Raw genomic sequence first — 21,903 nt, 5'->3', positions numbered from 1 at the left:
CTCCCGCCCCGAGAACCTCGAGGACCTGAAGAAGATCGTCCACGCCACCGGCGCCGAACTGGGCCTGGCCTTCGACGGCGACGGCGACCGCCTCGGCATCGTCACCAAGGACGGCGAGATGATCATGCCGGACCGCCAGATCATGCTGTTCGCCGCCGACATCCTCAAGCGCAAGCCCGGCAGCGAGATCATCTTCGACGTCAAGTGCACGCAACGCCTGGCCCCGTGGATCCGCGAGCACGGCGGCAAGCCCACGATGTGGATGACCGGCCACTCGCTGGCCAAGGCCAAGCTGAAGGAGACCGGCGCCCCGCTGGCCGGCGAGCTCTCGGGCCACATCTTCTTCGCCGAGCGCTGGTACGGCTTCGACGACGCCATGTACACCGCCGCCCGCCTGCTGGAGATCCTCTCGCGCCACGCCGACCCGAGCGCCGTGCTGCAGGCCCTGCCCACCAGCTTCAACACGCCCGAGATCAACGTGCCCTGCGCCGAGGGCGAGCACCACGAGGTCGTGAAGCAGCTCAAGGAGATCGCCGAGTTCCCGGGCGCCGAGCGGGTGACGATCGACGGCCTGCGCGTCGAGTACGACGACGGCTTCGGCCTGGTGCGCCCGTCCAACACCACGCCGGTGCTGGTGCTGCGCTTCGAGGGCCACACGCCCGAGGCGCTGGAGCGCATCCAGCATGACGTGCTCGAGCAACTCAAGCGGGTGAAGCCCGACGCCACCTTCGCGGCCGGTCACTGAGCTTGAAGGAGCGCCTCGCCCTCGCGGCCTATGGCGCGCTGCTGCGCCTGCTGACGCCCTTCTACCTGCTGCGCCTGTGGCGGCGCGGCGGGGCCGAGCCGTTGTACCGGGAGTTCATGCGGGAGCGGCTGGGCCTGTACCGGAGCGCCGCGCCGGCCCAGGGCTGGATCTGGGTCCATGCCGTCTCGCTCGGCGAGACCCGTGCAAGTGCCGCGTTGCTCGAGCGCATCCGCGCGCTGCGGCCCGGGGCCCGCATCCTGCTGACCCACGGCACGGCCACGGGCCGCGAGGCCGGCCGGGAACTGCTGCGCGAGGGCGATGCGCAAGCCTGGCTGCCCTACGACCGGCGCGATGCCGCGCGGCGCTTCCTGCTGCACTGGCGGCCGGCCGTCGGCGTGCTGATGGAGACCGAGATCTGGCCGATGCTGCTGGCCGAGGCGCAGCGCTTTCGCCTGCCGATGGTGCTGGCGAACGCGCGCCTGTCCGAGAAGAGCCTGCGCCAGGGCCGGCGCTTCGGCGCGCTGCTGAAGCCCGCCGCCCGGCGGCTGGCGCTGGCCCTGGCCCAGACCGAGGCCGACGCCGCACGGATGCGCGAGATGGGCGTGCCCCACGTCGAGGTGATGGGCAATCTGAAGTACGACATGGCGCCCGATCCGGCGCTGGTCGAACGCGGCCGGCAGTGGGCGGCCCTGGCGGGCCGGCCGGTGCTGCTCGCTGCCGTCTTCCGCGAAGGCGAGGAAGCGATGCTGCTGGCCGCCTGGCGCGGCCTGCGAGTGCCACGCGGCCCGCACCGGCCGCTGCTGGTGATCGTGCCGCGGCATCCGCAGCGCTTCGACGAGGTGGCGGCGCTGGTGGCCAAGGAGGGGTTTTCGGTCGCCAGAAGAAGCGGCTGGCAAGACCTGCCCCCCGACGAGGCACTGCACGCCGATGTGTGGCTCGGCGACTCAATGCGCGAGATGCCGCTGTACTACGGCCTGGCCGGCGCCGCCCTGCTGGGCGGCAGCTTTGCCAAGCTGGGCGGCCAGAACCTGATCGAGGCCGCCGCCTGCGGCTGCCCGGTCGTCATGGGCCCGCACACCTTCAACTTCGCTGAAGCCAGCACGCTCGCGGAGGCCGCCGGCGCCGCGCTGCGGGCGGCGGACATCGAGCAGGCGCTGACCCAGGCGCTGCGCCTGTGCGAGGCGCCGTCGGAGCAGGCGGCGATGGCACGACGGGCGCTGGCTTTCGCGGGCGCGCACCGCGGGGCGGCAGAGCGGATGGCCGCCGCCATCGACACGCTGGTCGCCTAACAAACGAAACAAGCGGAGTCCGGCGGCGATACCGGCGTGCAACACGCGGCGCCGACGATGGCAGCACGCCAACACACGGAGCCTCTCCATGACCCCGCAGCAGATCGCCCTCGTCCGCAGCAGCTTCGCCCTGGTCCGCCCGATCGCACCGACCGCCGCCGCGATCTTCTATGACAAGCTGTTCGCGGCCGACCCCGGCCTGCGCCAGCTGTTCAAGGGCGACATGACCCTGCAGGGCGAGCGGCTGATGACGATGATCGGCAGCGCGGTGGCGCTGCTGGACCAGGTCGGCAAGGTGCTGCCGGTGCTGCGGCAGCTGGGCGCCCGGCATGTCGCCTACGGCGTGCGCGACCAGCACTACGTCACCGTCGGCCAGGCGCTGGTCGCGACGCTGCAGGAGGGCCTTGGCCAGGCCTTCACCGCCGAGGTGCGCGAGGCCTGGATCGCCGCCTACGCGCTGATCAGCAGGACGATGCAGGAAGGCGCGTGGGAAGCGTCCCTCAACGTCGCTGCGTGATTCCCGCCACCCGCTCCAGCAGGTCCGCCTTGCCGAAGGGCTTGTCCAGCGAGGCGCAGCGCGAGCGCTTGAGGAAGTCCGCGGCGTCGGGCGAGAGCGTGTCGCCGGTGACGAAGACGATGCTGCGCGCCAGCGCCGGATGGCGCTCGGAGATCTCGCGCCACAGCGCGGCCCCGTCCATCTGCGGCATGCGCAGGTCGGACACGATCGCGTCGAAGCGGGCCGTGTCCAGCAGTTCCAGCGCGAGCAGGCCCGAATCGGCGGTGGCGACCTCGTAGCCCGCGCTCTCCAGCATCGCCCGCATCACCTCGGCCACCTCCGGCTCGTCGTCGACGACCAGCACCCGCAGCGTGGGCGGGCCGGCTTCCTCCATCAGCGGCATCGGCACACTCTCGGCGGCCGCAGCCGTCGCGCCGCTGATCGGCAGGCTCAGCCTGAAGCTGGCGCCACCGCCCTGCCCTTCACGCTCCAGCGCCAGCTCGCCGCCGTGGTCGCGCGCCAGCGAGCGCGACACCGACAGGCCCAGGCCCGTGCCCAGCCCCTCGGCCTTGGTGGTGAAGAAGGGCTCGAAGATGCGCTCGCGCGCCGCCGCGGCGATGCCCGGGCCGTTGTCGGCCACGCGCAGCCAGACGCGCGGCTCGCGGTAGTCACGCCGCGGCTCCAGCCCGGTCTGCACCTGCACGCGCCGGGGCCCGTCCCGGCCCGCCAGCGCCTGCTGCGCGTTGACCAGCAGGTTCATCACGATCTGGCCGATCTGGTCGCCGTCGGCGCTGATCGGCGGCAGGCCCTCGCCCAGCGTCAGCTCCAGCGCGATGCCGTGCGTGCGGTAGCCATAACCGAGCATCTCGACGGCAGCCCGCACCAGCTCGTTGAAGCCCACCGGCCCGCGCTGCGAGGGCCGGCTGCGCGCCATGTTCATGAAGGTGCGCACGATGCGGCCGCAGCGTTCGGCGGCGTCGTGGATGCGGCGCGCGTCGGCCTGCAGCTCGGCGTGGCCGGCGCACTTCTCCTCCAGCAGGCTGGCCCGGCCCATCACGATGGACAGCGGGTTGTTCAGCTCGTGCGCCACGCCGGCCAGCAGGCTGCCCATGGCCGTGAGCTTCTCGCTCTGGCGCAGCGCCTCGCGCTGGCGCTCGATCTGGGCGGCGGCATTGCGGCGCTCGGAGACGTCGATGATCGAGGCGGTGTAGAAGGTCTCGGCATGCACGTCGGTGCGCCACAGCACCATCTCGATCGGGAACTCGCTGCCGTCGGCCCGCAGCGCATGCAGTTCCAGCCGCTTGCCCATCACCCGGCCCGGTCCGCCCTGCTGCATGCGCGCCATGCCGCCGTCGTGCGCCTCGCGGTAGCGTTCCGGGATGATGAGCTCGCTGACGCCGCGGCCCAGCACCTCGCCGCGGCGGCGGCCGAACATCGCCTCGGCCGCCGGGTTGAACTCGACGATGGCGCCGCCCGCGTCGGTACTCACCAGCGCCGCCAGCGCATGGTCGACGATGGCGGACTTCAGCGCCTCGGCGCGCTGCAGCTCGGCCAGCTTGTCGGTCAGCTGCTGCTCGCGCAGCTTCAGCTCGGTGCTGTCGCGCGCGAACACCACCGTGCATTCCACCGGGCCGCCGGGCGGGCCGTAGGGCACCAGCGCCTCGCTGAGGTATTCGGAGCCGTGGCCGCCGGGGTAGTCGATCCAGCCCTCCACATGCAGCGCCTCGCCGGCTAGCAGGCGCGGGATCAGCGGGGCGTAGAGCGCGTAGCTCTGCTCGCCGATCAGCTCCGACACATGGCGGCCGATCAGCTGCTCGGCCGGGCGGTGGAAGAAGCGGCACATCTCGCGGTTGAGGAAGATGTAGTAGCCGTCGAGGTCCAGCACCGCGATGCCGGAGCTGTTGTGCTCCAGCAGCATGGCGGCGAGCTTGGGGTCCAGCGTCGGCACCGCCTGCGACAGGTCCCAGGTGGCCGTGCCCAGCGAGACCAGCTTCGGGCGCCTGCGGCTACTGCTCATTGGCACCCGCCGGCACGAAGACATAACCGACATTGCGCACGGTGCGGATCACCGCCGGCTTGTCGGGATGGATCTCGATCTTGCGGCGCAGCCGCATCACGCGCAGGTCGATCGAGCGGTCGAACACGTCCCAGCCGCGCTTGTGGGCCTGCTCCATGATCTGGTCCCGGTTCAGCGGCCGGTTCGGATGGCGGGCGAACAGGGCCAGCAGCTCGTACTCGGCGGCGGTGATGTCGATCTCGCTGCCGTCGGCGGCCAGCAGGCGGCGCTCGTCCAGGTCGAGCTGACAGTCGCCGAAGGCGATGCGGCGGCTGTTGCTCGCTGCGGCCGGCGCGGCGGGAGCGGCCCGGCCGTTCTCCAGCCGCCGCAGCAGGGCCCGCACGCGCGCCAGCAGTTCGCGCAGCTCGAAGGGCTTGGTCACGTAGTCGTCGGCGCCGACCTCCAGGCCCACGATGCGGTCCACCTGGTCGCCGGCGGTGGTCAGCATCAGCTGGCCCATGCCGGGATGCTCGGCGCGCAGCCAGCGCGAGAGCGAGAAGCCGTCCTCGCCGGGCATGTGCACGTCCAGCAGGGCCACGTTCGGGGCGGCTTCGGCCACGGCGGCTCGCGCGGCGGCGGCATCGGCGGCTTCGCAGACGATGAAACCGTGCCGGCCGAAATATTCGGCCAGCAGCGCACGCAACTCCGGTTCGTCATCGACGACGAGCATCATCGGGCCGGCCCTGGCATCCCCCATCGCGCACCCCTCGCTTGCCGGCAAGTGTAGCTAACGAGTTATGTGGACGTACAAACGAAACACGCGCTGAAGCGGGCCTGAATCAGCCGGCGCCGAGACTGCGGGCTCTTCCACTCAGACCTCTCCAGGAGTTCCGCCGTGTCGCTTGTCCTCGCCAAGAAGCTGTTCGCCGCCCTCGCCATCACCGCTGTCTACACTGCCGCCCAGGCCCAGGAAGCCGTCGTCGTCAAGGACTACGACGTCTACGTGGACCCGCCCACCGCCTTCGCCTACATCAAGCTGCCCGGCGGCTGGAAGTTCATCGGCAAGCTGGACGTGGAGCAGATGAAGCGCCTGCCGCCCGGCACGCTGACCAGCCTGCTGCCGCCGGAGCAGGCCGCTGCCACGCGGATGGCGATGGCCGCACGCCCGGCGAAGACCGCACGCCAATAGGCCGATCCCGCACCCGCCATGCGGGAGAATGCGAGTTGTGGCGGCTGTCCGATTCCCGGACAGTCGCCTTACTTTTTACAACTCCCCTTCCTCCGCCGTGTCGTCCATTGCAATCCCTGCCGCCGCCGCCGCTGCACGCCAGCGCGGCGACCGCGCCTTCCTCGGCCATCCGGCCGGCCTCGGCTGGCTGTCCTTCTGCGAGCTGTGGGAGCGTTTTTCCTTCTACGGCATGCAGGCCCTGCTGGTCCTGTACCTCAGCAACTGGCTGTTCAAGCCCGAGAACATCGGCAACGTGGCCGGCATGGAGGCGCTGCGCCATGCCATCGAGGGCGTCACCGGCCCGCGCACGCCGCAGCAGTTGGCCTCGGCCGTGTTCGGCCTGTACGCGGGCTTCGTCTACCTGACGCCGCTGTTCGGCGGCATGATTGCCGACCGGCTGCTGGGCCGCACGAAGACGGTCGTCATCGGCGCCTCGCTGATGGCGCTGGGCCACTTCCTGATGGCCTTCGAGGCCAGCTTCCTGATCGCGCTCGTGTGCCTGCTGCTGGGCGTGGGCTGCTTCAAGGGCAATATCGCCGCCCAGGTGGGCGACCTGTACGCCCCCGGCGACACGCGCCGCGCCAGCGCCTTCCAGATCTTCATGCTGGCGGTGCAGATCGCGGTGATCGCTGCGCCCATCGTCTGCGGCACGCTGGGCGAGAAGGTGGCCTGGCACTGGGGCTTCGGCGCCGCCGGCGTGGGCATGGTGATCGGCCTGTTCGTCTACCTGGCCGGCCGCAAGTGGCTGCCACCGGAGCAGAGCCGCGACAAGATCGAGCAGCAGGCCCGCACGCCGATGAGCAGCCGCGAGAAGACGGCAATCGCGCTGCTGGTGCTGCTGCTGCCGGTGCTGATGCTGTCCATCGTCGGCAACCAGCAGTACTACAACGCCTTCCCGCTGTGGTCCGAGAAGCACATGGACCTGGTGCTGCTCGGCTGGCAGGTGCCGGTGACCTGGCTGCAGGCGGTGGACGCCGCCATCAGCACGATCACGATGCTGCTGACGCTGGGCTTCTGGAAGTGGTGGTCCACGCGCCGCCAGGAGCCCGACGAGTTGACGAAGATGGCCCTGGGCGCGCTGATCGCCTGCGGCGCGCCCGCGCTGATGATCTTGGCTGCCGGCATCGCCGAGCACGGCAAGGTCAGCTTCGCCTGGTCGCTGGCCTACACCATCGTCAACGACTTCGGCTTCGCCAACATCCTGCCGGTGGGCCTGGCGCTGTACTCGCGCGCCGCGCCGCACCGCATGGAAGGCCTGCTGATCGGCATCTACTACCTGCACCTGTTCGTCGGCAACATCTTCGTCGGCTGGCTGGCCGGCCTGCTGGACACGATGAGCGGCCAGCAGTTCTGGGGCCTGCATGCGGTGCTGGTCGCTGCCGCGGCCGTGCTGCTGTTCGCCGCCAAGATGCTGTTCGGCAAGGTGCTGCTGCCGACCGAGAAGGCCGCTACCTGAAGTCCCCTGCGAAGACGAGCTGGTAGCCGTCCAGCTTCAGGTACTTGCGCAGCGCCGCGTTGACCTGCTCCGGGGTCACCGCGGCGATCGCGTCCAGCTCCTTCTGCGTGCGCGCCATCGTGCGGCCGAGCATGGCCTGCCGTGCCAGCGCCGCGGCCAGCTGCGCGTCCTGCGCCAGTCCCAGGCGCGCCTCGCTGAGCAGGGCGCCGCGGGCGTCGGCCACCTCCTTCGGCGTGACGCCACCTGCCAGCAGTCGCGCGGCCTCCTCGCGCAGCCCGGCCTCCACCTTGGCGCGCACCGCCGGCGCGAAGATCGCGTAGACGTACCAGCCGGAGCGCGGATCCTGCGGGTTCAGCGAGAGGCCGGTGCCGGCGCCGTAGGACAGGCCGTCCTTCTCGCGCAGCCGCGCCCACAGGCGCGAGCCGGCGCCGCCGCCGAAGATCTGGTTGGCCACGGTCAGCGCGGCCGCATCGGGGGTGTCGTCGCTCAGCGCCAGCGGCAGGACGCCGAACATCATCGCGTTCTGCTTCTCCGGCGTGGGCAGCAGCTGCAGGCGGCCGGGCTTGTCGACGGTCACGTCAGCCACCCGCACCGGCGCCACCGGCGCCGCCCATGAGGCCAGCGCCCGGCCGGCCGCGGCCTTGATCGCCTCGGCATCGAAATCACCGACCAAGGCCAGCCAGGACTGGCTGCTGCCGTAGAAGCGCTGCTGGAAGCCCTGCACGCCGTCCAGCGTCACCGCCTTCAGGTCCTGCTCGCGCTCGGCGAAAGTCGGCTTGTAGCGCGGGTGGCCGCGCGGCACCATGTCCAGCGCCACGTCCACCTCGTTGGGCGCCAGCGCCATCGGGTCCTCGCGCTGCTCCTGCAACTGGGCCAGGGCAGCGGCGCGCACCTCTTCCAGGCCGGCCGCCTCGAAGCGCGGCTCGCGCAGCATCCGGCCGATCAGCGCCAGCGCCTCGGCGGCATGTTCGCGGGTGGTGCTCCAGGTCAGCGAGAGGCCGGTGGCCGTGGCCTGCACGGCGAGCTGCACCTTGGCGGCATCCAGCGCGTCGCGCAACTGGCTGCGGCTGAGCGTGCGGGTGCCCATCTTGAGCATCGCGCCGGCCAGCTCGGCGGTGGCGGCCTGGCCCTGCAGGCTCTCGGCGGTGCCCAGGCGAATCGTGAACACGCCCTGCACCGCGCCGCCCCGCGTGGCCTTGGGCAACAACGCCAGCTGCATGCCGCCGGGCAGCTCGCTGCGCAGCGTCGCCTTGTCGATATTGGCCGGCGTGGCCTCGAAGCGGGCGACGGCCGCGGCCGCGGCCTGCGGCTTGAAGGTGGCCAGTTCGGCCTGCAGGTCGGCGAAGGCGGGCGCCGGTGCGCGCTCGGGCTTGTCGGTGGGGATGTACTGGGCCAGCGTGCGGTTGCCGGGCCGCAGGTACTGGGTGGCCACGCGCTGCACGTCGGCCAGCGCCATCGCCTTGATCCGGTCGCGCAACAGGAAGTAGAGCCGCCAGTCGCCCTGCGAGATGGATTCGGACAGCGCGATGCCGACCTGCTCCGGATTGGTGAACTGCTTCTCCCAGCGGTTGAGCCAGCGGGTGCGGGCACGGGCCAGTTCCTCGTCGGTGACGGGCTCGCGGCCCAGGCCCTCGACGGTCGAGAGCAGCGCGGCATTGAGCCGCTCCTGCGCCGCGCCGGGCGCGAGCTTGGCCACGAACATCGCGAAGCCCGGCTCGGCCAGCGCCAGGCTGAAGGGGCTGACCTCGGCGGCCAGCTTGTCCTCGATCACGAGGCGCCGGTAGAGGCGTCCGTCCGGCTGGTTGGTGAGGATGCCGTTGAGCAGTTCGACGGCGGCGTAATCCGGCGTCGGTCCCGCGGGCACGTGATAGGCGGCGACGCTGAGCGGGTTGCCGCCGACGCGGCGCACGGTGACGAGGTTCTCTCCGTCCTGCACCGGATCCTGCGTGTAGGTCTTCTCCAGCGTGCGGGTGGGCTTCGGGATCCGGCCGAAGCTCTGCTCGATCCAGGCCAGCGCACGCGCCGGCTCGAACTTGCCCGACACGATCAGCGTGGCGTTGTCCGGCTGGTAGTAGCGGCGGTAGAAGGCCTGCAGCCGCGGGATCGAGACGTGTTCCACGTCGCTGCGCGCACCGATCGTGTCCTTGCCGTAGTTGTGCCAGAGGTACATCGCGCCCAGCGCGCGCTGGCTGGCCACGTTCTCCGGGTCGTTCTCGCCCATCTCCATCTCGTTGCGCACCACGGTCATCTCTGTGTCGAGGTCCTTGCGCGCGATGAAGCTGTTGACCATGGCGTCGGCCTGCCAGGCGAGATAGCTCTTCAGGTTCTCGTCGCCGGCGGAGAAGGCGGCGAAATAGTTGGTGCGGTCGAACCAGGTGGAGCCGTTCCAGGAGAAGCCGCGCCGGGTGAAGTCGGCCTTGGGATCGGGGAAATGCGTGCTGCCCTTGAACAGCAGGTGCTCCAGCAAATGAGCCATGCCGGTCTCGCCGTAGTTCTCCTGGCGGGAGCCGACGCGGTAGGTCACGTTGACCGTCGTCGTGGGCTTGCTCTCGTCCGGCGCCAGCAGGATCTGCAGGCCGTTGGGCAGGCGGTACTCGGTGATGCCCTCGACCTCGCGGACGCGGGTCGGGGCGGCCTGGGCGGCGAAGCTGGCCGCCAAGGCCAGGACGAGCAAGGTGGGCTTCAGCATCTCGGGATCTCTCCTTTGCGGGTGGCGCAGCGTACCTGCCGCCGAAGCGGTTGAAAACATGACTTTCGGCCTGACGTGGCATGCTGTGTCCTCGATGCCGCAGCCGCTGTTCCACCCCGCCGTGCAGGCCTGGTTCGACCGGGCCTTCCCTGCGCCCACGCCGGCGCAGGCCGCGGCCTGGCCGGCAATCCAGGCGGGCCGGCACACGCTGGTGGCGGCGCCCACCGGCTCCGGCAAGACGCTGACGGCCTTCCTCGCGGCGATCGATGCCCTGGTACGCCAGGGCCTGTCGGAGGACGGCCTGCCGGACGAGTGCGCGGTCGTCTACGTCTCGCCGCTGAAGGCCCTGTCCAACGACATCCGGCTGAATCTCGAAGCGCCGCTCGCCGGCATCCGGGACGAGCTCAAACGCCTGGGCCTGCCGGACGTGGACATCCGCACCGCGGTGCGCACCGGCGACACGCCTAACGCCGAGCGTCAGCGGGCCCTGCGCCGGCCGCCCCATGTGTTCGTGACGACGCCGGAGTCGCTGTACGTGCTGATCGGCTCCGAGTCGGGCCGCAAGCTGCTGTCCACGGTGCGCACGGTCATCGTCGACGAGATCCATGCGATCGCTGCCACCAAGCGCGGCAGCCACCTGGCGCTGACGCTGGAGCGGCTGCAGGCGCTCTGTGCGCGGCCCCTGGTCCGCATCGGGCTGTCGGCGACACAGAAGCCCATCGATCTCGTCGCTCGCTTCCTGACCGGCGGCGACGCGCCGTGCGAGATCGTCGACATCGGCTACTCCCGCAAGCGCGACCTGGCGCTGGAAGTGCCCCCGACGCCGCTGGCCGCCGTGATGTCCACCGACCAGTGGGAGCAGGTCTACGGCCGCGTGGCCGAACTGGTCCTGCAGCACCGCACGACGCTGGTCTTCGTCAACACGCGGCGCATGGCCGAGCGGGCGGCCCGGCATCTGGGCGAGCGGCTCGGCAAGGAAGCGGTCGCGGCCCATCACGGCAGCCTCTCGAAGGAGGCGCGCCTGCTGGCCGAGCAGCGGCTCAAGCGCGGGGATCTGCAGGTGCTGGTCGCCACCGCCTCGCTGGAACTGGGCCTGGACATCGGCGACGTGGACCTGGTGGTGCAGCTCGGCTCGCCCCGCTCGATCGCCACCTTCCTGCAGCGGGCCGGCCGCTCGGGGCACGCGGTGGGCGGCACGCCGAAGGCGCGGCTGTTCCCGCAGACGCGCGACGAGCTGGTCGAATGCGCCGCCCTGCTCGATGCGGTGAACCGCGGCGAGCTGGATGCGCTGAAGGTGCCGAGCGCGCCGCTGGACGTACTGGCCCAGCAGCTGATCGCCGAGGTGGCCTGCCGCGAGTGGGGCGAGGACGAGCTGTTCGCGCTGATGCGCAAGGCCTGGCCCTATCGCGAACTGCAGCGCGAGCGCTTCGACGAGGTCCTGCGCATGGTCAGCGAGGGCTTCTCGACCCGCCAGGGCCCGCGCGGCAGCTACATCCACCGCGATGCCGTGCACCACCGGCTGCGCGAGCGCCGCGGCGCGCGCATGACCGCCCTCACCTCCGGCGGCACCATCCCCGAGGCAGCCGACTACACGGTGATGCTGGAGCCGCAGGCCGAGAAGGTCGGCACCGTCAACGAGGACTTCGCCGTCGAGAGCCTGGCCGGCGACGTGTTCCAGCTCGGCAACGCGAGCTACCGCATCCTGCGGGTGCAGCCAGGGATGGTGCGGGTGGAGGACGCGAAAGGCGCACCGCCCAGCATCCCCTTCTGGCTCGGCGAGGCGCCGGGCCGCAGCGATGAACTCTCGTTCGCCGTCTCGCGGCTGCGCGCCGATTTCGAGCGCGATGGCCTGTGCGCGATCGAGGCGCTGGCCCTGCCCGAGGCCGCCGCGCTGCAGCTGGCCGACTATCTCGGCCGCGCGCTGAAGGAGCTGGGCGTGCTGCCGACGCAGGCCCGCATCGTGCTCGAACGCTTCTTCGACGAGTCGGGCGGCATGCAGCTGATCGTCCATTCGCCGCGCGGCAGCCGGCTCAACCGCGCCTGGGGACTGGCGCTGAGGAAGCGCTTCTGCCGCCAGTTCAACTTCGAGCTGCAGGCGGCGGCGACCGAGGATGCGATCCAGCTCTCGCTCTCCACCCACCACAGCTTCGAGCTCGCCGAAGTCGCGCGCTACCTGCACAGCATGACGGCCGAGCACGTGCTGGTGCAGGCGCTGCTGGACTCCCCGCTGTTCGGCGTGCGCTGGCGCTGGAACGCCACCACCGCGCTGGCGCTGCCGCGCATGCTGGGCGGGCGCAAGGTGGCACCGCAGCTGCAGCGGATGAAGTCCGAGGACCTGCTGGCCTCGGTCTTCCCGGACCAGGTCGCCTGCCTGGAGAACATCGCCGGCGAGCGCGAGATCCCCGACCACCCGCTGGTCGCCCAGACGCTGGACGACTGCCTGCACGAGGCGATGGATGCCGAGGGCTGGCTGGCCCTGCTGCGCGAGCTGGAAGCCGGCCGCATCGAGGTGGTGGCGCGCGACCTGCCCGCGCCCTCCCCATTCGCCGCCGAGGCGCTGACGGCCAAGCCCTACGCCTACCTGGACGACGCGCCGATCGAGGAGCGCCGCACCCAGGCCGTCCAGAATCGGCGTTATGCCGACCCGGAGGGTGCCGACGAACTCGGCCGGCTCGACGCCGAGGCGATCGCCGCGGTGCGCGAGGAAGCGTGGCCGCGGCCGCGCAAGGCCGACGAGATGCACGAGGCGGTGGAGATGCTGGGCCTCGTCACCGGGGCCGAGGTGGCCGGCAACGAGGGCTGGGCCGGCTGGCTGCATGAGCTGTCGGCCGCCGGCCGTGCCACGCGCTTCGCCAATGGCTCGTGGACCGTGGCCGAGCAACTGGCCGCGGTGCGACCGCTGTATCCCGCCATGCCGATCACACCGGCGATCGAGCCGCCGCCGGGCTACGGCCAGGCGCCGGAGCAGCCGCTGCGCGAGCTGCTGCGCGCGCGACTCGGCGGCCTCGGCCCGGTCACCGTGCCGGCCCTGGCCACGCAGCTGCAGCTGCAGCCCGGCGCGATCGAGGCGGCGCTGCTCGCGCTGCAGGCCGAAGGCACCGTGCTGCACGGCCGCTTCACGCCCGGCGCCAGCGACGTCGAGTGGTGCGAGCGCCACCTGCTCGCCCGCATCCACCGCTACACGCTGCAGCGCCTGCGCCGCGAGATCGAGCCGGTGGAGCCTCGCGACTTCATGCGCTTCCTGTTCGACTGGCAGCAGCTCGGCCCGGGCAGTCAGCTGGAAGGCGCCGAGGCGCTGCCCGCCGTGCTGGCCGGGCTGGAGGGCTACGAGGCGCCGGCGGGCCTGTGGGAAGCCGAGATCCTGCCGGCGCGGCTGCGCGACTACTCCAGCGCCTGGCTGGACGAACTCTGCACCGCCGGCCGCACGACCTGGACCCGGCTGCGGCCGCTGGCCTCGAATCCGGGCGGCGCCGTCGCCACCTCGCTGCGCGCCACGCCGGTGCTGCTGCTGCCGCGCCGCACGGCCCCGCTCTGGGCGCGCCTCGCGCCGGCGCCGGGCGACGACGCCGAGTTCGGCCACAAGGCCCGGCGCCTGGCCGACTACCTGGCCGCCCACGGCGCCTCCTTCTTCGACGAGATGCTGCACGGCACCCGGCTGCTGCCCTCGGAGCTGGAGGATGCGCTGGCCGAGCTGGTGGTGCGCGGCCGCGCCAGCTGCGACAGCTTCGCGGGCCTCAGAGCGCTGATGGTGCCGCCGTCCAAGCGCGGCGTGAGCAAGTCCGCCACGCGGCACCGCACGCGCCGGCCGCTGGTCGGCATCGAGGATGCGGGCCGCTGGGCGCTGCTCAAGCCGCAGCAAGGCGAGCCGGCGGCCGAGGACATCGAGCATCTGCTGCGCACGCTGCTGCGCCGCTGGGGCGTGATCGCCTGGCGGCTGCTGGAACGCGAGGCCGCCTGGCTGCCGCCGTGGCGCGAGCTGGTGCGCGTCTGCCGCCGCCTCGAAGCGCGCGGCGAGCTGCGCGGCGGGCGTTTCATCGCCGGGCTCTCGGGCGAACAGTTCGCGCTGCCCGAGGCGGTGGCGCGGATGCGCGAGATCCGGCGCCAGCCGCGCGCTGCCGAAGCCCTGATCGTGCTGGCCGCCGCCGACCCGGCCAATCTGCTGGGCAACCTGCTGCCCGGCCCCAGGCTGCCCCGCACCGCGGGCAACCGCGTGCTCTACCGTGACGGCCTGCCGATCGCCACCCAGGTGGCCGGCGAGTTCGCCGCGCTGGTGGAGATGGCGCCCGCGGAAAGACAAACCGCCGCGCGGGCCCTCATGCTGGGCCCGGCGGCGGCGGCGCTGCTGCCCTCAGCTGACGCGGCGCTTCAGCGGATCGAGTAGCCCCGGCCGTCCATGCAGGCGGCGGTGGCGCGCTGGAACACGCTGGCGTCGGCCATCGCGTTGGGCTGGCCGGTCGCCCAGCTGTTGCAGGCGCGCATGTCGGACTCGGTCTGCGCGGGCGACTGGCCGTTGCGCGGGTAGATCACCGGTTCAGGCGTGCTGCTGTGCGTGGTGACGGCCGGCGCCTGCTGGTAGACGACCGGCGGCGGGACGACCACCGTGCGCGGATAGTAGGGGTCGTAGTAATACGGCGAGGACAGCGCCAGGTCCACGCCCAGCGCCAGCCCGAAGACGGGGCCCCAGCCCCAGCCGCCGCCATGCCAGCCGTGATAGCCGCCACCGCCATGCCAGTGGCCGCGGCCCTGGGCCTGGCTCAATGCCGGCGCGGCCGCCAGCGCCACGGCCAGCAGCGCGCCAGCCACGCGAGTCGTCGATCGAGGGAACTTCATCATCTGTACTCCGTTGACGCGCACCCGCCAACTGCCGGGCGCGCACTCCGACACTTCACCACAGAAGCGCTGCCGCCGCGCGCCCCGCGCGTAAAGTTTTAGCGGCAACAGGATGTGTCCGGCCGGGCGATCATTGCGGCTGGCTGCCACCCGCCGTCCAGCGCACGCGGCCCCGCAGCGCGCTCAGCGAGTTGTCGCAGTACTGGGCGAAGCGCAGGTCCACCGCCGCCAGCGTGTCGCCGCTGTAGCGGATGCTGTCGATGGCGAACCAGCCGCTCAGCGCATTGCAGCCGCGGCTGTCCATGTCCCAGTCCATGCCGCCCTTGCGCGGGTTGTGGAAGGGATAGCGGTTGACGATGCCGTAGTAGCCGGGCTGCATGTGGGCCAGGCCGTCCATGGCCTTCAGCTCGCCCGTCCAGCTCACCACGCTGCTGCTGAGCTTGACGGTCAGCAGCCCGCCGGCCTCGGTCACCGTCACGCTGGCGCGGCCGCTGGTGCTGCCGCTGCCCGTTTCGCCGGCCGGCGGGTTGACCTTGTAGGTCCAGCCCTGGCCGATGTAGTCACCAGGATCGCTGACCAGCACCATCGCATTGCCGGTGGCCGGCATCTCGCTGGCGCCGGGCGCCCACAGGCCGGCGGGGACCAGCTGCGGGCCGGGGCCCGACGCCGCCGCCTGCTGCGCGTCCCAGGCGATATGGCCCGACAGGGCCGGCGCCCCGCCTTCGCAGTGCTGCTCGAAGTCGAGGTCGATGGCGGCCAGCGTGTCGCCGTCATAGCGGACCGCGTTGACGGTCAGCTTGGCCGTCAGGGTATTGCAGCCCCGGCCCTCCCCGCCCCAGGACATCGCGCCCGCGCCGCTGGGCTGGAAGGGATAGCGCGTCAGTGCCGTGTAGCGGCCCGGCTGCCAGCGCACGAAGGGGGCGGGCAGCTGGAACTCGCCCTGCCAGTCCTCGTCGCCGTTGACGCTGATGCTCAGGTGCGCGTCCGTGTTCCGCACCTGGATCGAGGCCGTGCCGTTGTCGTAGGCATAGCTGCCGCCGGCGCCGATGTAGTCGCGGCTGTCGCTGACCAGGCTGACGACCGGATTCGCCGGCAGCGGATTGCGCGGCGGCAGCACGCGGCTCATGGCGGCGGCATCCAGCCGCAGCCGCCCGTGCAGCGCCGGGCCACCGCCCTCGCAATGCTGCTCGAAGCTCATGTCCAGCGCCTGCAGCAGGCCGGCGCTGTAGCTGACCGAGTTGATGACGACCTTGCCGGTCAGCGTGTTGCAGCCACGCCCCTGGCCGCTCCATGACAGCGCGCCCGCGCCGGCCGGCTGGAAGGCGCTGCGGGTCAGGTTCTCGTAGGTGCCGGGCGTCAGCTGGTGCAGCGGATCGGGCAGCTGGAAGTCCCCGTCCCACGATTCGGCGCCGCTGACCGTCACCCGCAGGTAGGCGCCGCGCGGGTCGAGGCGCAGCGTGGCGTTCGAGGCGTCGTAGCTGTAGCTGCGGCCCTGGCCGATGTAGTCGCCGGCGTCGCTGCTCAGCGTCAGCAGGCCGGTGCCGGTATCGGCCGAGGCTGCGGCGGAAGCCACGTCGGCCGGGGGCTGCGCGGCGCCGCCGCTGCCGGGCCCGCCACTGCCCGATGCCCCGCTGTCGCCGCCCCCGCCACCGCCTCCGCAGGCGGCCAGCAGGCTCAGGCAGACGGCGCCCGCGGCGCCGCAGATCCATCGCGCCAGCGACGGCTTGTGTCGATTCGACATCATTTGTTCACGCTCCCTTGACGTGGGGCGCGAGCATAGCCGCGGGGCAGGCCGTCGGCGCTAGATCTCAAGCATCGTGTTCGAGCAGCGCACGCAGGCCGGCCTCGTCCAGCACCGCCACGCCCAGCTCGCGCGCCTTGTCCAGCTTGGAGCCTGCTTCCTCGCCGGCGATCACGTAGTGGGTCTTCTTGGACACCGAGCCGCTGACCTTGCCGCCGGCCGCCTCGATCATGTCCTTGGCCTCGTCGCGCGACAGCGTGGGCAGCGTGCCGGTCAGCACCAGGGTCTTGCCCAGCAGCGGGCGCGGGCCGACGTTGGCATTGGCGCCATCGCCCTCCTCCCAGTGCAGGCCGGCGGCGCGCAGCTGCTCCACCACCTCGACGTTGTGCGGCTGGGCGAAGAAGGTGTGGATGCTCTCGGCCACGATCGGGCCCACGTCCTTGACCTCCAGCAGTTCCTCCACGCTGGCCTGCATCAGCTTGTCCAGCGCGCCGAAGTGCCGCGCCAGGTCCTTGGCGGTGGTCTCGCCGACCTGGCGGATGCCCAGGCCGTAGAGGAAGCGGGCCAGCGTGGTCTTCTTGCTCTTCTCCAGCGCGTCGACGATGTTCTGGGCGCTCTTCTCGGCCATGCGGTCCAGCGCGGCCAGCTTGGTCACGCCCAGCTTGTACAGCCCCGGCAGGCTCAGCACGATGCCGCCGTCGACCAGCTGGTCGACCAGCTTGTCGCCCAGGCCCTCGATGTCCAGCGCCCGGCGGCCGGCGAAGTGCAGCATCGCCTGCTTGCGCTGGGCCGGGCAGAACAGGCCGCCGGTGCAGCGGTAGTCGATGCCGCCCTTCTCGCGCTCCGCCTTGCTGCCGCAGATCGGGCAGGTGCGGGGCATGTGGAAGTTCGGGACATAACTCGCCTTCTCAGCGGCTACCTTGCCCACGATTTCCGGGATCACGTCGCCGGCGCGGCGCACGATCACCGTGTCGCCGATGCGCACGCCCTTCCTCCGCAGCTCGAAGACGTTATGCAATGTGGCGTTACTTACCGTCGTGCCGCCGACGAACACCGGCTCCAGCTTGGCCACCGGCGTCAGCTTGCCGGTGCGGCCGACCTGGATCTCGATGCCGTTCAGCCGCGTCAGCTGCTCCTGCGCCGGGTACTTGTGCGCCACCGCCCAGCGCGGCTCGCGGCTGACGAAGCCCAGGCGCTGCTGCAACTCGCGGCTGTTGACCTTGTAGACGATGCCGTCGATGTCGAAGGGCAGCGAATCCCGCTTCTCGCCGATGGCCTTGTGGAAGGCGACCAGGCCGTCCGCGCCCTGCACAACCGTGCGGTCGTGGTCCACCGGCAGGCCCATCGCGGCGAAGGCGTCCAGCATGCCGGCGTGGGTGGCGGGGATCTCCCAGCCCTGCACATCGCCCAGGCCGTAGGCGAAGAAGGAGAGCTTCTTCCTCGCCGCCTGCGCCGGGTCGAGCTGGCGCACGGCGCCCGCCGCGGTGTTGCGCGGGTTGACGAAGGTCTTCTCGTTGGCGGCGAGCTGGCGTTCGTTGAGCGCCTCGAAGTCGTCGCGGCGCATGTAGACCTCGCCGCGCACCTCCAGCACCGGCGCGCCGATGCCCTTCAGGCGCAGCGGGATCTGGCCGATCGTGCGGATGTTCTGGGTCACGTCCTCGCCGGTCTCGCCGTCGCCGCGGGTGGCGGCCTGCACCAGCAGGCCCAGCTCGTAGCGCAGGTTCATCGCCAGGCCGTCGAACTTCAGCTCGGCGGCGTATTCGACCGGCGGGTCGTTCTCGCCTAACGCCAGTTCCCGACGCACCCGCGCGTCGAAGGCGACGGCGCCGTTGGCCGTGGTGTCGGTCTCGGTGCGGATGGACAGCATCGGCACCGTGTGGCGCACCGGCGTGAAGCCGGGCAGCACCTGGCCGATCACGCGCTGGGTCGGGGAGTCGGCGGTCAGCAGTTCGGGATGGGCGGCCTCGAGGGCCTGCAGTTCCTGGAACAGCTTGTCGTATTCGGCGTCGGGGATCTCCGGCGCGTCGAGCACGTAGTACTGGTGGGCGTGGTGGTTCAGCTGCTCGCGCAGGGCGGCGGCGCGCTCGGTGGTTCGCGGGTCGATCATGGCCCGCATTGTGGCCGAGCGCGCCGGGCGTTCAGCCGGCCTGCAGGCCTGCCAGGGCCTTCAGCAAGGGCGTGCGGATGTCGGTGGCGAACTCGGAGACGTCCAGCACCACGTCGTCCTGGTCGAGGTACTGGACCAGCTCCTTCAGCCGGGCCGGTTCGCGCGGCTCGGCGCTGAGGTTCTTCATCACGGCCTGGATCTGCATGACCGCCTTGGCGGCCTCCGGATCGCGGGCCGCGGCGATCTCCTTCGCCACTTCCTTGAGCGCGGCGATGGCCTGCTCGCGGGCGGCGGTCCAGGCGGCCATGGCGTGGTCGCCAGTGGCCTGCTGCTGTTCCTGCTCGCCGCCCTCCTGCTCCTCCTCGGCATCGGACTCCAGGCTGGCGCCGTCGGGGCCGACGATCAGCACCTGGCTGATGCGGAAGCCGCAGGCCTTGACCGGCACGCGCACCTTCTTGGCCAGGCCGGAGTAGGGCTTGTCCACGCTGAGGCGCAGCACGGTGCCGTCGATGGACGCGAGGCCGAAGGCGCCGAGCTTGACGCCGGTCTCCTTGGCGAGCCTGGCGAACAGGGCCTTGCCGGCCACGCGCGGCGACATCACCAGCGCCGGCTCGACGGCCTTGCCCTCGCCGGGACTGAAGGCGTAGTGCACCTGCAGCGCCGGGTCGCGCTTGCAGCGCTGCAGCATCTGCAGCAGGCGCTTCGGGTCGGCCAGGCCGCCCTCGTCTTCCTCCTCGCTGCCGCTCTCCTCGCCGCCCTTGCCCAGCGTGCGGCGGGCCTTGTCGGCGGCGGCCTGCAGTTCGTCCGGGAACTTGTCGATGGCCTTGCCGAAGTCCTTGGCGTCGTCGCCGATCAGCCGGATCGCATCGAGCAAGGGCTTGGCCGCGCCCTTGGCGATCTTCTGCGCGGCCGCGGCGGCAGCGGCGGCCTCGGCCTTCAGCGGCAGCACGGCGCTGCGCCAGCGGGCGCTGCGTTCGGCCAGGGCCTTGTCGAGCTCGTCGGCGCTCTTGGCGGCCTCGGCCCAGCGGGCGTCGAAGAGCTTCCAGTCGACGGCGCCATGCTTGCGTTCCAGCGCCTGCAGCGCCTTCTCGACCTCGCTGCCGGCCGGCAGCGTGCCCTTCTTCTTGCTGTCCCAGTACGACTTGCCCAGCGAGGGCGGCAGTTCGATCAGGCTCACGATGCATCCTCCCCGGCGGCGGCCAGCGCCGCCTCCGCTTGCTCGATCTCCTGCGGCGTCGGCACCAGCAGGCGGTCCATGTCCACGAAGAAGCCGGCGGCGAGGCGTTCGCGCAGCGGCTGCCAGGCGGGTTCGGCCGCGATCTGCTCGCAGGCCTCGCGCGGCACGTCCAGCGTCTCGAGCGAGCGCTCGGCCGGCATCTCCAGCCACACCAGCTTCAGCATCGCCTCGCCCGCCGCGGCCAGCCGCAGCTCGTGGCCGTCGGACAGCGGCGCTTCACCCCCGCTGCGCAGCAGGGCCAGCTTGGTGAGCTCAAGCGCCCGGTCGTCGATGCCGTGCTCGGCGCAGAGCAGCTTCTCGGTCAGCGCCGGCCAGCCGAAGCACAGGCGCGGCCTCAGCTCGGCGCCGATCTCGCGCACCAGCGCCGGCGCCTCGGCACCGAAGCTCTCGTCGAACAGCGCGCGGGCCTGCTGCTCCAGTTCGCCCCAGCGGGCCAGGCTGGTGCCGGGCTCCACGCGCAGCCACTGGCCGCGGGCCTGGTCGATGTAGTTGAACGAAGGCTCCAGGCGGAAGGCGGTCCCGCAATGGGGGCAGGTCTCGCGCTGGAAGCTGCCGTCGAGGATGGCGGCGCGCAGGTCGGGCCGGCGGTCGGCGTTGAGGCTGGCCACGAGGTCGAACTGCACGGGCTTGCCGCAGCTCGGGCAGGCGGCGTCGGTCGTCTGGAAAAGAGACATGGTGTCGGAGCTCCCTTCTCTCCTGTCAGTTGCATTCCGGGCCAGGCGCCGGGACGGGGGGCTCCATCTCAGCTGATCCAGGACAGCAGCTTGGCATCCGGATGGCTGTCGGGCACCAGCTTCAGCAGGATGGCGGCATACAGCTCGGCGAACCATTCGGCCGGCGCGCGGAACTGGTACTGGCTGACGCCCTTGCCGCGCGCGCCCGCCGTGTAGCTGACCCACTTGCCGTCGTAGGCCTCCTGGTAGACCCGCCCGCCGATCGCCGCTGCCGTGCAGGCGCCGCCGCCCTTGGCCCACAGGCCGCTGTTCTTGCTGACCAGGCGGACCTGCAGCGCCCACTGCACCGCGTCATGGCGAGCCAGCGCGGCCCAGTCCGGCGGCTGCGCCACCATCGCGCAGCCGCGGATCGCGGTGTCGGGGTCGGTCCTGTCGCGCAGGATGGCCTCGCAGATCAGGCCCTGGGCAGCGCGCTGCGCCGGCGCGCGGAAACCGCAGAGCTTGCGGGCGTCGGCGATGGCCCACTCGGCCTTGGCGTTGTCCCAGCCGTCGCGCTGGAAGGTGGCGTAGTCGGTGATGGCCTGGGCGATGCCCTTGTCGACCTTCCACTGGTCGAAGCTGGGCACCTGGCCACCGGCCGCCAGGTACTGGGTGACGTCGGCGCGCGGGTTCAGCGGGTCGCCGCCCTTGTTCAGCACGTCCCGCAGGTAGGCGAACAGGAAGGCCTTCGGATAGGTCGCGTTGTCGGTATAGAAGGCCTTGGCCTGGGCGCCCGCCTCGGCCACTTCCTCGACGGTGTGCTCGCGCCAGCCGCCGTAGGGCGCCTGGCCGGCCTTGCTCTTCATGAAGCTCAGCCGGTCGTCCACCGAATGGCCCAGCTCGTGCAGCGCCGTGTGGTTGAAGAAGGAGACTTCCTTGTCCTTGGGCCGGATGCCCTGCGGCACGTCGTCGTCGGGGTCGGCCACATGCTGCTTCTCCTTGCGGCCGGTCTTGTCCAGGTTCAGCGTGATGTTGCCGGTGCCGGTGGTGTAGAACGAGGCCTCGGTGCCCGGCTTGTTGCGCTTGATGTTCTTGAGCAGCGGGTTGTTCACCGTGTGCTCCACCGGCGCGATCAGCAGCACCTCGTACAGGCGCGGCAGGGCCTTGGTGGTGAGGTCGCCGGTGAGGCCCTCCATGTTGAAGCGGGCCTTGATGGCCTCGGTCATGAAGCGCTTGTCCTCGGGGCTCTTGGCGCTGGAGCCGAGGTTCTTGACCATCTTGTCCAGCAGCTCGCGCCCACCCGGCTCGGCGGCGATCTTGCGCAGCACGTCGGGCTCCTGGGCCAGCATCCTGGTCACGGCGCGGCGCGCGTCGCCGGGCTGCTTGCCGCCCTTGGCCACGTCCAGCACGCGCCGGGAGGCCGCGCCGGTCAGCGC

General features: G+C 71.4%; 14 protein-coding genes and 1 pseudogene. 6 read left to right on the top strand and 9 right to left on the bottom strand.

Translation table 11 applies throughout. The features are described 5' to 3' along the window. The 3 genes and pseudogenes from B0W88_RS17510 to B0W88_RS17500 form a co-directional block, all read left to right on the top strand. Positions 1 to 745: pseudogene (locus tag B0W88_RS17510) on the top strand (phosphomannomutase/phosphoglucomutase); the annotation flags it as partial. Positions 746 to 747: 2 nt separating this feature from the next. Continuing rightward, positions 748 to 2,034 carry a 3-deoxy-D-manno-octulosonic acid transferase gene (locus B0W88_RS17505; protein WP_233151750.1) on the top strand — a complete coding sequence of 429 codons (1,287 nt, stop codon included), beginning with the start codon at positions 748 to 750 and terminating at the stop codon, positions 2,032 to 2,034. Between the two features lie 88 nt (positions 2,035 to 2,122). Then, on the top strand, positions 2,123 to 2,551 hold the full coding sequence (locus B0W88_RS17500) for a globin family protein (protein WP_077035926.1): 429 nt from the start codon (positions 2,123 to 2,125) through the stop codon (positions 2,549 to 2,551). Here the strand turns inward: B0W88_RS17500 and B0W88_RS17495 are convergent. Next, positions 2,535 to 4,547, bottom strand: a complete 2,013-nt coding sequence (locus B0W88_RS17495; protein WP_077035925.1) for a PAS domain S-box protein — start codon at positions 4,545 to 4,547, stop codon at positions 2,535 to 2,537. The genes B0W88_RS17500 and B0W88_RS17495 overlap by 17 nt on opposite strands. Continuing rightward, positions 4,537 to 5,283 (bottom strand): response regulator, encoded by a 747-nt coding sequence (locus tag B0W88_RS17490; RefSeq protein WP_077035924.1) that lies wholly within the window; start codon positions 5,281 to 5,283, stop codon positions 4,537 to 4,539. The genes B0W88_RS17495 and B0W88_RS17490 overlap by 11 nt, the downstream gene beginning before the upstream one ends. 138 nt (positions 5,284 to 5,421) lie before the next feature. On the opposite strand from B0W88_RS17490, the gene B0W88_RS17485 reads away from it, so the two are divergent. Both B0W88_RS17485 and B0W88_RS17480 read left to right on the top strand, forming a co-directional pair. Next, positions 5,422 to 5,715, top strand: a complete 294-nt coding sequence (locus tag B0W88_RS17485) for a hypothetical protein (RefSeq protein ID WP_077035923.1) — start codon at positions 5,422 to 5,424, stop codon at positions 5,713 to 5,715. Positions 5,716 to 5,812: 97 nt separating this feature from the next. Continuing rightward, complete coding sequence (locus B0W88_RS17480; protein WP_198937864.1) at positions 5,813 to 7,210, top strand: peptide MFS transporter; 1,398 nt, start codon at positions 5,813 to 5,815, stop codon at positions 7,208 to 7,210. Here the strand turns inward: B0W88_RS17480 and B0W88_RS17475 are convergent. Then, positions 7,203 to 9,899, bottom strand: a complete 2,697-nt coding sequence (locus tag B0W88_RS17475; RefSeq protein ID WP_077035922.1) for a pitrilysin family protein — start codon at positions 9,897 to 9,899, stop codon at positions 7,203 to 7,205. The two genes, B0W88_RS17480 and B0W88_RS17475, sit on opposite strands and share 8 nt — an antisense overlap. A 58-nt stretch (positions 9,900 to 9,957) precedes the next feature. Here B0W88_RS17475 and B0W88_RS17470 point away from each other — a divergent pair, with 58 nt between their 5' ends. Next, entirely contained in the window at positions 9,958 to 14,280 is a 4,323-nt protein-coding gene (locus B0W88_RS17470; RefSeq protein ID WP_198937863.1) for a DEAD/DEAH box helicase, read from the top strand. Here the strand turns inward: B0W88_RS17470 and B0W88_RS17465 are convergent. From B0W88_RS17465 to B0W88_RS33665, 6 genes are all read right to left on the bottom strand, one after another. Next, positions 14,265 to 14,729: a hypothetical protein gene (locus B0W88_RS17465; RefSeq protein WP_158080879.1), complete on the bottom strand. Its 465-nt coding sequence runs from the start codon at positions 14,727 to 14,729 to the stop codon at positions 14,265 to 14,267. The genes B0W88_RS17470 and B0W88_RS17465 overlap by 16 nt on opposite strands. 130 nt (positions 14,730 to 14,859) lie before the next feature. Then, positions 14,860 to 16,473: a hypothetical protein gene (locus B0W88_RS17460; protein WP_077035920.1), complete on the bottom strand. Its 1,614-nt coding sequence runs from the start codon at positions 16,471 to 16,473 to the stop codon at positions 14,860 to 14,862. Positions 16,474 to 16,537: 64 nt separating this feature from the next. After that, entirely contained in the window at positions 16,538 to 18,577 is a 2,040-nt protein-coding gene (gene ligA / locus B0W88_RS17455; RefSeq protein WP_077035919.1) for an NAD-dependent DNA ligase LigA, read from the bottom strand. A gap of 31 nt (positions 18,578 to 18,608) precedes the next feature. Next, a complete protein-coding gene (locus B0W88_RS17450; protein ID WP_077035918.1) occupies positions 18,609 to 19,754 on the bottom strand; it encodes a hypothetical protein in 1,146 nt (381 codons plus the stop codon). Next, entirely contained in the window at positions 19,751 to 20,488 is a 738-nt protein-coding gene (locus tag B0W88_RS17445; protein ID WP_077035917.1) for a CpXC domain-containing protein, read from the bottom strand. Before B0W88_RS17445 ends, B0W88_RS17450 begins: the two co-directional genes overlap by 4 nt. A 68-nt stretch (positions 20,489 to 20,556) precedes the next feature. Then, positions 20,557 to 21,903, bottom strand: a 1,347-nt coding sequence (locus B0W88_RS33665) for a hypothetical protein (protein WP_158080878.1), incomplete at its 5' end; no start/stop codon positions are given.

This window comes from Pelomonas sp. KK5, assembly GCF_001984095.1.
Taxonomy (GTDB): Bacteria; Pseudomonadota; Gammaproteobacteria; order Burkholderiales; family Burkholderiaceae_C; genus KK5.
The sequence above is the reverse complement of the archived record's forward strand: the minus strand, read 5'-3'. Positions and strand labels throughout refer to the sequence as shown.

Coding starts and splice junctions, on each gene's coding strand:
- B0W88_RS17475 (WP_077035922.1), bottom strand. CDS start 9,899: ATGCTGAAGCCCACCTTGCTCGTCCTGGCCTTGGCGGCCAGCTTCGCC.
- B0W88_RS17490 (WP_077035924.1), bottom strand. CDS start 5,283: ATGGGGGATGCCAGGGCCGGCCCGATGATGCTCGTCGTCGATGACGAA.
- B0W88_RS17460 (WP_077035920.1), bottom strand. CDS start 16,473: ATGATGTCGAATCGACACAAGCCGTCGCTGGCGCGATGGATCTGCGGC.
- B0W88_RS17495 (WP_077035925.1), bottom strand. CDS start 4,547: ATGAGCAGTAGCCGCAGGCGCCCGAAGCTGGTCTCGCTGGGCACGGCC.
- B0W88_RS17445 (WP_077035917.1), bottom strand. CDS start 20,488: ATGTCTCTTTTCCAGACGACCGACGCCGCCTGCCCGAGCTGCGGCAAG.
- B0W88_RS17500 (WP_077035926.1), top strand. CDS start 2,123: ATGACCCCGCAGCAGATCGCCCTCGTCCGCAGCAGCTTCGCCCTGGTC.
- B0W88_RS17465 (WP_158080879.1), bottom strand. CDS start 14,729: ATGAAGTTCCCTCGATCGACGACTCGCGTGGCTGGCGCGCTGCTGGCC.
- B0W88_RS17470 (WP_198937863.1), top strand. CDS start 9,958: ATGACTTTCGGCCTGACGTGGCATGCTGTGTCCTCGATGCCGCAGCCG.
- ligA (WP_077035919.1), bottom strand. CDS start 18,577: ATGATCGACCCGCGAACCACCGAGCGCGCCGCCGCCCTGCGCGAGCAG.